Origin of the sequence: Thermococcus sp. (genome assembly GCF_015521605.1) — an archaeon.
Lineage (GTDB): Archaea > Methanobacteriota_B > Thermococci > Thermococcales > Thermococcaceae > Thermococcus.
Genome location: NZ_WANV01000026.1, coordinates 1 through 8986, shown reverse-complemented (window position 1 = coordinate 8986; position 8986 = coordinate 1). Strand labels below are relative to the sequence as shown.

The 8986-nt window shown below is 53.4% G+C and carries 12 protein-coding genes; 5 read left to right on the top strand and 7 right to left on the bottom strand.

Going from position 1 to position 8986, the window contains the following annotated elements:
• From rrp4 to rrp42, 3 genes are all read left to right on the top strand, one after another.
• The coding region (gene rrp4, locus F7C11_RS05460) for an exosome complex RNA-binding protein Rrp4 (RefSeq protein ID WP_297091731.1) at positions 1 to 755 on the top strand (755 nt) is incomplete at its 5' end.
• A complete protein-coding gene (gene rrp41 / locus F7C11_RS05455) occupies positions 752 to 1501 on the top strand; it encodes an exosome complex exonuclease Rrp41 (RefSeq protein WP_297091728.1) in 750 nt (249 codons plus the stop codon). The genes rrp4 and rrp41, both read left to right, overlap by 4 nt.
• Before the next feature lies 1 nt (position 1502).
• Entirely contained in the window at positions 1503 to 2312 is an 810-nt protein-coding gene (rrp42, locus tag F7C11_RS05450) for an exosome complex protein Rrp42 (RefSeq protein WP_297091726.1), read from the top strand.
• Positions 2313 to 2341: 29 nt separating this feature from the next.
• On the opposite strand, the gene F7C11_RS05445 is transcribed toward rrp42, so the two are convergent.
• Positions 2342 to 2752, bottom strand: coding sequence for a hypothetical protein (locus F7C11_RS05445; protein ID WP_297091724.1), 411 nt, complete (start codon positions 2750 to 2752; stop codon positions 2342 to 2344).
• Between the two features lie 52 nt (positions 2753 to 2804).
• The gene (locus F7C11_RS05440; protein ID WP_297091722.1) at positions 2805 to 3722 is read right to left on the bottom strand and encodes a hypothetical protein; all 918 of its coding nucleotides are present in this window, start codon (positions 3720 to 3722) and stop codon (positions 2805 to 2807) included.
• 190 nt (positions 3723 to 3912) lie between these two features.
• On the opposite strand from F7C11_RS05440, the gene F7C11_RS05435 reads away from it, so the two are divergent.
• A complete protein-coding gene (locus tag F7C11_RS05435; protein WP_055429819.1) occupies positions 3913 to 4308 on the top strand; it encodes a cell division protein SepF in 396 nt (131 codons plus the stop codon).
• 65 nt (positions 4309 to 4373) lie between these two features.
• Complete coding sequence (locus F7C11_RS05430; protein ID WP_297091720.1) at positions 4374 to 5000, top strand: ZPR1 zinc finger domain-containing protein; 627 nt, start codon at positions 4374 to 4376, stop codon at positions 4998 to 5000.
• On the opposite strand, the gene F7C11_RS05425 is transcribed toward F7C11_RS05430, so the two are convergent.
• The 5 genes from F7C11_RS05425 to F7C11_RS05405 form a co-directional block, all read right to left on the bottom strand.
• On the bottom strand, positions 4997 to 5521 hold the full coding sequence (locus F7C11_RS05425; RefSeq protein WP_297091718.1) for an ASCH domain-containing protein: 525 nt from the start codon (positions 5519 to 5521) through the stop codon (positions 4997 to 4999). The two genes, F7C11_RS05430 and F7C11_RS05425, sit on opposite strands and share 4 nt — an antisense overlap.
• Positions 5522 to 5569: 48 nt before the next feature.
• Positions 5570 to 6571, bottom strand: a complete 1002-nt coding sequence (locus F7C11_RS05420; RefSeq protein ID WP_297091716.1) for a homoserine dehydrogenase — start codon at positions 6569 to 6571, stop codon at positions 5570 to 5572.
• Between the two features lie 36 nt (positions 6572 to 6607).
• A complete protein-coding gene (locus tag F7C11_RS05415; protein WP_297091733.1) occupies positions 6608 to 7453 on the bottom strand; it encodes a CBS domain-containing protein in 846 nt (281 codons plus the stop codon).
• A gap of 84 nt (positions 7454 to 7537) precedes the next feature.
• Positions 7538 to 8743, bottom strand: a complete 1206-nt coding sequence (locus F7C11_RS05410; RefSeq protein ID WP_297091714.1) for a sodium ion-translocating decarboxylase subunit beta — start codon at positions 8741 to 8743, stop codon at positions 7538 to 7540.
• 6 nt (positions 8744 to 8749) lie between these two features.
• A partial coding sequence (locus tag F7C11_RS05405; protein WP_297091712.1) for a biotin/lipoyl-containing protein occupies positions 8750 to 8986 on the bottom strand: 237 nt, incomplete at its 5' end.

Genomic DNA, 8986 nt, shown 5'->3' with positions numbered 1-8986 from the left:
TAAAAAATAGGGAACTGGTGGTTCCTGGGACTTTACTTGCCCAGGGGCCGTTTAAGAGCGGAAGAGGGACGTTCAGGGAAGGCAACAGGATATACTCAACCGTCGTTGGGCTGGTTGAGATCAGGGGGGACGCGATAAGGGTGATACCCCTTGAGGGCCCGTACATACCCGAGGTTGGTGACAACGTTCTCGGCAAGATAACCGACGTCAGGTTCTCCAACTGGAGCGTGGACATAGGGGCACCCTACGAGGCCAACCTGCGTGTCCAGGACGCTGTCGAGGAGCGCATAGACATACTGAAGACCGACCTGAGGAAGATATTCGACATCGGTGACATAATCTACGCCAGGATAAAGGCGTACAACGAGATAAACCAGATAGACCTGACCACGAAGGGGATGCCCTTCAAGGGCGGCCCGCTCAGGGGAGGGCAGATAGTCAAGATAACGCCCTCCAAGGTGCCTAGGCTCATCGGCAAGGGCGGTTCGATGATTAACCTCATCAAGAAGCTGACAAACACGAGGATAATAGTCGGCCAGAACGGCTGGGTCTGGGTCAGCGGCAGAAAGGAGGAGCTTGAGAGGCTCGCTATCGAGGCCATACTCAAGGTCGACAGAGAAAGCCACACCCAGGGGCTAACGGACAGGGTCAAGGAACTTCTCATGACGAGACTCCAGGAGCTCAAGGAACGGGGAGTCGTTGAAGAGATGCCCCAGATTGAGGAGCAAACCGCTGGAGAGGGTGAAGGAGAATGATGGGCAAGCCAGAGGGTTTAAAGCTCATAGATGAGAATGGAAAGAGGATAGACGGGAGAAAGAAGTACGAACTCAGACCTATTAAGATGGAGGTCGGCGTGCTGAAGAACGCCGACGGTTCTGCCTACGTTGAGTGGGGCAAGAACAAGGTTCTTGCCGCTGTTTACGGACCGAGGGAGATTCATCCCAAGCACCTCCAGAGGCCAGACAGGGCGATACTCCGCGTGAGGTACAACATGGCTCCCTTTAGCGTCGAGGAGAGGAAGAAGCCCGGTCCTGACAGGAGGAGTGTGGAGATAAGCAAGGTCATAAGGGGCGCCCTTGAGCCTGCGCTCCTACTTGAGATGTTCCCCAGGACTGCCATAGACGTCTTCATCGAGGTTCTACAGGCGGATGCCGGAACGCGCGTTGCCGGAATAACCGCCGCTTCCCTCGCCCTGGCGGACGCTGGAGTGCCCATGAGGGACCTGGTCGCGGCCTGCGCCGCCGGTAAGATAGAGGGGGAGATAGTCCTTGACCTCAACAAGGACGAGGACAACTACGGCGAAGCCGACGTCCCGGTGGCCATAATGCCCCTCAAGAACGACATAACTCTCCTCCAGATGGACGGCTATCTGACCAGGGAGGAGTTCATCGAGGCGGTGAGGCTTGCCATTAAGGGGGCCAAGGCTGTCTATCAGAAGCAGCGCGAGGCGCTGAAGGTCAAGTATCTCAAAATAGCCGAGGAGGTCGGTGGAGGTGAGTGAGATGGAAGTTATGGCCAGCATAATGCGCGACCACATCCTGAGCCTCCTCAAGGAGGGCAGGCGCGTGGACGGTCGCTCGCTTGAGGACTACCGCGATCTTGAGGTCAAGGTCAACGTCATCGAGAAGGCGGAAGGTTCGGCGTGGGTGAGGCTCGGGAACACCCAGGTTCTCATCGGCATAAAGGTCGACATGGGCGAACCGTTCCCCGACCTCCCGGAGAAAGGGGTTATAACCACCAACGTCGAGCTCGTGCCGCTTGCCTCACCGAGCTTTGAGCCGGGACCCCCTGATGAGAACGCCATCGAGTTGGCCAGAGTCGTGGACAGGGGCATAAGGGAGAGCGGGGCTGTGGAGCTGGAGAAGCTCGTCATTGTCCCGGGCAAGCTCGTGAGGGTGGTCTTCATAGACGTCCATGTCCTTGACCACGACGGGAACCTCCTTGACGCCAGCGGCATCGGGGCAATAGCGGCCCTGCTGAGCGCAAAGATGCCGAGGGTCGTCTACGACGAGGAGAAGGACGAGGTTCAGGTTCTCGACGAGTACGAACCCCTTCCGGTCAGTAAGATACCGATCCCGGTTACCATAGCCAAGATAGGCGGCAACCTCCTGGCCGACCCGAACCTCGACGAGGAACGCGTCATGGACGGCAGGATAACCATAACCACCGACGAGAACGGCATGATTTCCTCAGTCCAGAAGAGCGAAGGGGGCAGCTTTAAGCTTGAGGAGGTTATGTACGCGATCGATCTGGCCCTGAAGAAGGCCGCCGAGATCAGGGAGAAGGTTCTTGAGGCCGTCAGGGCCGAATGAACCTTTCTTTGTTATGATGTTTTTTCTTTTCATCCTTTAAACTTCCTAAGCCTTATCTTTGCTGTAGTATACGCTAAGATAAGGCCAAATCCCCATGCGATCAAAAGTGTCAGTTTAGTCTCTTGCGGAGTTGCCAACAGGAAGGCAAAATATGCAGAAATGGATAACCTTAATATCCATTTTTCTCTAGGGATCGCTCTCGAGAACTCATCTCTCTTAGAGGAGAAAGTGTCATGAAGAAGTTCATAGCTAAAAACGAGGGCCAGCGTTATCAGGAAGTACGCTATCACCGCACCGTAAAATTTGAATGATACGACTGTTCCGATTTCCGGATGTGGAAAGAAAAACCTTCCAATGCAGAGGATTGTGTAGAACCCAATTTGCTTGATAAATTCTGTGTTTTTTATAATTTCTAGTGTACTGGGATCCTTGTAGGCCATCTTGACACCTCCCACTAACGTGTGAAAAATGAAAATTAGAGACTAGTGGGCATCATAGAGTCCACCTGCTACTCTTAGCAGAAGCTGGCCATGAACCATCCAGTAGACTTTCAGCAGCTGATGAAAGTGTATATGCAGTTACAGTGTACGTTATTACTGCAGGTGCTGCCAACAATGCTAATCCTAAGCTTACAATACCTGCTGCAAAATTATACCAGGGGTTATCCAATAAAGAGAACAAAGTGTTGCCATATGTATGTTCATAAACCATGCCGAATTCAATTTGTTCACTCTTTGCGTTAGGGTGTATCTTGTACATTATAGTTATTGATCCTTTAAAGATTTCATCCTTTACCGTATATGTCCTTGTTGTTATTGTTGTCTTAACACCATTTGTTATAGTGCTCGTTGCCTCTTCTTTTTCTCTGACGTACTTTACACCACTATTACTTCCAATGCCTAGTGTTGTAGTTATTGATACGTGAGATACTTCAAGTATTCCCTTTGGATATGGGATGTAGATCAGGTCCTCACTTCCTCTCCATCCCCACTCCTCCGTAGCAGGTCTTCCCATCGAATCTGTCCATTCCCAGTAGTACTCTACGAACACATAGTTTGAGGCGGAGTATAGTGAATATGGCGTGACTTTCAGTTTAAGAAATATTTTCTCCCCACCTAAAATCTGCGCTTCTCCATTCTTTTTAGAAATTCGCGGAAAACTGTACACATACTCAGTAGTTTTTCCCTTTTTAAGTCCATGTCGGATAAGAAGCCATTGTGCTTTAATCTCGTTGAGAAATCCTCCTTGGGATACCAGTGTACGGTACTCACTGATTACTTTTCCGATTTCTTCTAACTCAGCCTGAGTTAAATCCCTGTTCTGTGTTATGAATGGAGTTGCTGCGACTGCATGAATACTGTTTAGTACTATCAAAACTATTGCTATTCCCAACAGTTTTCTTAGTACCACATTATCACCGTAGCTATATTGCTAAATATTCTTATAAATTTTTCGGTTATTGTAGTAAATTTTGTTATCCAGTCATGTTATTTAGAGAACCCTTATGAATAACCAAAAAATCCAGAGAAGTTTTTAGAAAGAGATATAAACACCAATGCCCAAATTAATCCAGCCTTACGATTAACTGGGGGGAACAGTTATGGGATTGTTTGACAGTCTCAAAAAGAAGGACGAAAAGGCCAAGAAGAAGCCGCCCGCGGCGATTAAAAAGGAGGTTGCTCCTAGGCGTGACATCGATGTCATTCCTCTTGAGGAGGATGTTCTTGCTAAGGAGATAGTCAAGCCCCAGGTCAGGTACCTCAAGAAGATCGTCGTTACCAGCTATGCCGACCTTGAGAGGATTTCCGAGGAGCTCCAGAACGGCAACATAATTCTGGTCGACCTCACGCCGCTTGAGGTCAAGCCGGAGGTTCTTGAGAAGGTCGCGGAGCAGATAAAGGGCATGGTCAGCGCCCTCGGCGGTCAGGCCGCTAAAATCTGCAAGCACGAAATAAAGCTGATTCTCGTACCGGCGGACATAAGAATCGCCAAGTGACTGCCTTTCTTTTCTACCCACGATTTTATAAAGGATTCACTCAGTCTATTCTTCGGTGGTGAGAGATGACCGGAAGGGAAGGGGAGATTCAGGAAATCCGGCTGGGAGACTGTCCAATCTGCGGTGGCAGGGGCACGCTTAAGGCCCTCCAGTACGTTCACGACATTCCCTACTTTGGAAAGGTCATGGAGAGCACGATAATCTGTGAGAAGTGCGGCTACCGCAACGCGGATGTCATGATTCTGGAGGACAGACCGCCCAAGCTCTACAGCGTGAGGATCGAGGAGGAAAAGGACCTCTTCACCCGCGTTGTCAGGAGCAAGAGCGGGACCATCGAGCTCGAAGAGATAGGCGTCAAGATTGAACCGGGGCCGGCGGCGGAGGGCTTCGTCAGCAACGTCGAGGGGGTCCTTGAGAGGGTCAGGGAGACCCTTATAATGGCCCGGCATTTCAGGGAGCAGGAGGGTGACGAGGAAGCCGTGAAAAAGGCCGAGGAGATACTGGAGTACATCGAGCAGGTGAAGGAGGGCAAAAAACCGCTCACCGTGAGGATTATGGATCCCCTCGGCAACAGCGCCCTCATCGGTGAGAAAGTGAAGAGCAGGCTCCTGACGCAGGATGAAATCAAGAGCCTCAGCCTCGGCCCGTACGTCCTTGTTGAGCCCGAAGAGGGCGAAGAAACGGACGGTTAGAGGTATATCACGTCCCTGGCAAGGAGGTCCTCTATCAGGGCCCTTACCCAAGGCTTTCTGGTTTTCCTTGAGAGGTGGATTATGCCCTCAACGTGGACTCCATAGCGCTCCTTCATTTCCTCCCGGCTCATAGGTTCTCTGAAGAGGAAGGGCCTCTCTATGGTGAACGCGTAGCCATGCTCCCTGATGTATTCCCCCAGCCAGCGCTTCCCGTTTTCGCCGTGAACCAGCGTCAGGCCGCTCGTATCTTTCGTCATCTCCCAGAGCGTATCGAGGTCGGCCCTTATTACCTCACCAACCTCAAAGCCCCCGGCTATCGTTCCCCTCCGTGTCAGAGTCTGCTCTCCGTGGAGGCCGAGCCTTTTCAGGGTGTCCCTCAGTTCGTAGGGATTTCCCCTCGCCACGTAGAGGAAAACGGTGTCCCCCTCGCTGAATGCCCTGGCCTTTCTCAGCTCTACCGTCTTAAGCCCGCGGAATATCAGCTCCGCGTAGACCTGATGGAGCGCTATCACGTGCTCCATGGTTTCACCTGGGCTAAGAGCATCGATGGGAATTAAAAAAGTTTGGGATTAACGCTTCAGTGCCGCCTTCACGATATCACTCACCACACCGCTCGCCGTTTCTTTCAGTCCAGCACCCGCACCCCTGATGACCAGCTCTCCGAGCAGGTCGGTTTTTATTATCGCAGCATTCTCGTGGCTTTCAACGGCCAGGGGGCTTCTCCGTGGAACTTCCCTGGGCTCCACTGTGACAGCTCCGTCTTCAACCTCTGCCACGAGCCGCAGGGTGTTCCCCCTTCCTTGGGCACGTCTGACCTCCTCCGGGGTTATCTCCCCTATCCCCCTTCTCTTCACCCTATCGAAAGTCAGAGGGTGAAACGCAAGGCAGTGCAGGATGGTGGCTTTGTATCCCGCGTCTATTCCCAGTATGTCCCCGCTGGGGTCGCGCTCGGCTATCCCGAGAGCCTGGGCTTCCCTTAGTGCTTCCTCAAAATCAAGCCCTGCCTCCATCCGGCTTAGAATGAACGTGGTTGTGGCGTTTAGAACCGCCTCTATCCGCTCAACGGTGTCTCCCTTCAGACCGTCACGGAGGACGGTTATTATCGGCGTCCCGGCCATCACGGTAGCCTCGAATAGGTAGGGCAGATCTCTCCTCTCCGCCTCCCTCATCAGTTCGGCGTAGTGAAAGGCCAGGGGCGGCTTGTTGCTCGTAACAACGGCTTTGCCGTCCTTTAGGGCGGTAAGGTGCCAGGTGTGGGCGTTTTTATCGTTGGTGACGTCTATAACGATGTCTGCATCGATCTCCCTAACCGCCTCGTCGGGTGTGAAGCTGTAGACCTCGTAGTCGTTCGTCCATGCCGATAGCTTTCCGAAGTTATCCTTGATTATGAGCGCCTCCCGGAGGTCTATGCCCTCGGGAAGCCAGACGACCCCGCTGGTATCGGCTATGCTCACGACCTTGAATTCCACACCGTATCTCTGGCGGAAGAGCGCTCCCTTCTCCAGCAAAACCCGTGAGACGGCCTTTCCAACGTTCCCAAAACCGAAGAGCGAGAGTTTTATCTCCTTCACCGACACCACCCGCAAGAAAAGGAAATTAAGCCGGGGTCACTTGTTGAGGATGACCTTTATGATGTCCATGTCCCTGATGATGCCCACCAGCTCTCCCTCGCCCCTTATGACCGGGAGCTGTTCAATGTGGTACTGGACCATCTTCTGGGCGACATCATAAACGCTCATGTGGGGCGTCGCAACGACAAGCTCCCTGTTCATTATCTCGGAAACGGGCTTCTTGGGGAGCTGGAGCTCGGCCTTCTCGAAGAGGAGCGTGGGATTGCTCTCCAGTATCCAGTCCTCCTCGCTCGATGCCGCCAGGGCAGTCTGCTTCATGACCCTCACAACCTCGCTGTCCTTGAGGAGGTCTGTTTCATCAACCATCCCTACGAGGTTGCCCTCGTCGTCTATAACCGGAATCGCCATGGCGTTGCACAGGAGAAGAGCCTTGAGGGCGGCTTTAAGCGGCGTCCCGTGCCAGACGAGGCCAACGTTCTTCTGATAGTACTTCTCAATCGTCACGTTCTTCAGCTTCTCATTCTTTGCCAGGTAGCGTCTCACGATATCCCCAACGGTAAGTATTCCAAGAACACGCTTCTCCTCGTCGACAACAACGACGCGCCTGTAGTCCATCTCAAGCATCGCCCTGACGGCCTTCTTAAGGTCATCGTTGGGTCTAACGGTGGGGACGTCCCTCTTAACGAGCATCGCGAGCTGCTCCTCGTCGGGGTGGAGCAGAACGCGTTTTATGCTTATGATTCCTGCGAGGGCTTTCGTGTTCTTGTTGATGACGGGGAATGACCTTACTTTATGCTTCCGGAAGAGACTGAGGGCGTATTCCCTCGTTGCCGGAAGTTCTATCACAACTGGATCGGGGGTCATCAAAGTCTTCACACGCATTTCCTTCACCACCGCTTTAACCTAAAGCGCTCTTCCCCTATTTTAAGCTTTTCATTCAAAAATTGACAAAAAGATGGGGAGACTTCAGCCCAGAACAGAGAGGAGCACTCCAGCAACGACGGCCGTTCCGATGACCCCTGCGACGTTCGGGCCCATCGCGTGCATGAGGATGAAGTTTCCGGGGTCTTCCTCGCTGGCCATTCTCTGGACGACCCTGGCGGACATCGGAACCGCTGAAACTCCGGCAGCTCCTATCATCGGGTTTATCTTTCCTCCGGAGAGCTTCATCATGAGCTTTCCGAGGAGCACTCCACCGGCGGTGGCGCTGGTGAAGGCGACTATCCCGAGTCCGAGGATCATGAGGGTCTGTGCCGTGAGGAAGCTCTCGGCGCGCATTGTCGAACCGACGCCAAGGCCGAGGAATATCGTGACTATGTTCATCAGTTCCTCCTGTGCGGCCTTGCTGAGCCTCTCGACGACACCGCTCTCCCTGAAGAGGTTGCCTATCATGAGCATTCCGACCAGCGGTGCGGCGGTGGGGACGAGGAGGGCTATGACTATCATGCTGACGATCGGAAAGAGTATCTTCTCCCTCTTGGACACCGGCCTGAGCTGCTCCATGCGTATCATTCTCTCCTCCCTGCTGGTCAGGGCCCTTATGACCGGCGGCTGAATGAGCGGGACAAGGCTCATGTAGCTGTAAGCGGCGACCGCGGTTGCTCCGAGGATGTGGGGCGCCAGCTTGGTGGTCAGGTAGATGGTGGTCGGCCCATCGGCACCACCGATGATACCAATCGAAGCCGCCTCTGGCAAGGTGAAGCCCAAAATGACCGCCGTCAGCATGGCTACGAAAACGCCTATCTGGGCCGCGGCACCGAGGAGTGCCGTCTTGGGATCGGCTATCATGGGGCCGAAATCCGTCATTGCCCCGAGACCGAAGAATATCAGCAGCGGCACTATCTCCGTCTTTATCAGCAGGTAGTAAATCAGGTCAAAGAGCCCCGGTGGGCCGTACTGCTGGTTGAGATAGGCCATCGTGGTAAATATGTTCTCCTCCATCCCCGGCGGAAGCTGCGGCGCCACCGGCCAGTTGACGAGGTGGCTCAGCGGCAGGTTAACGAGAACCGCGCTGATGCCTATCGGGAGCAACAGGAGGGGCTCCATCTTGTACCTGACGGCCAGGTACACCAGCGTCAGGCCGACGATTATCATAATTACGTTTCCCACAGTGAGGTTGAGCAGTCCCATGTGTTCGAAGAAGTCTATTATCGCCTGCTCCAGTCCTGCCATCACCCATCACCCTAGCTCTATGAGTGTTTGTCCGGTGTCGACGGTGTCGCCTTCTTTGACGTGGATTTTTTTGATTATTCCGTCTTTTGGTGCTGGTATTTCGTTTTCCATTTTCATTGCTTCGAGGACGAGTAGTCCTTGGCCGGTTTTGACTTGCTCTCCTTCCCTCACGAGAATCCTCAAAACCTTGCCCGGCATTGGCGCGGTGACAACACCCTCACCAGCAACCGGAGCAGGAGACGG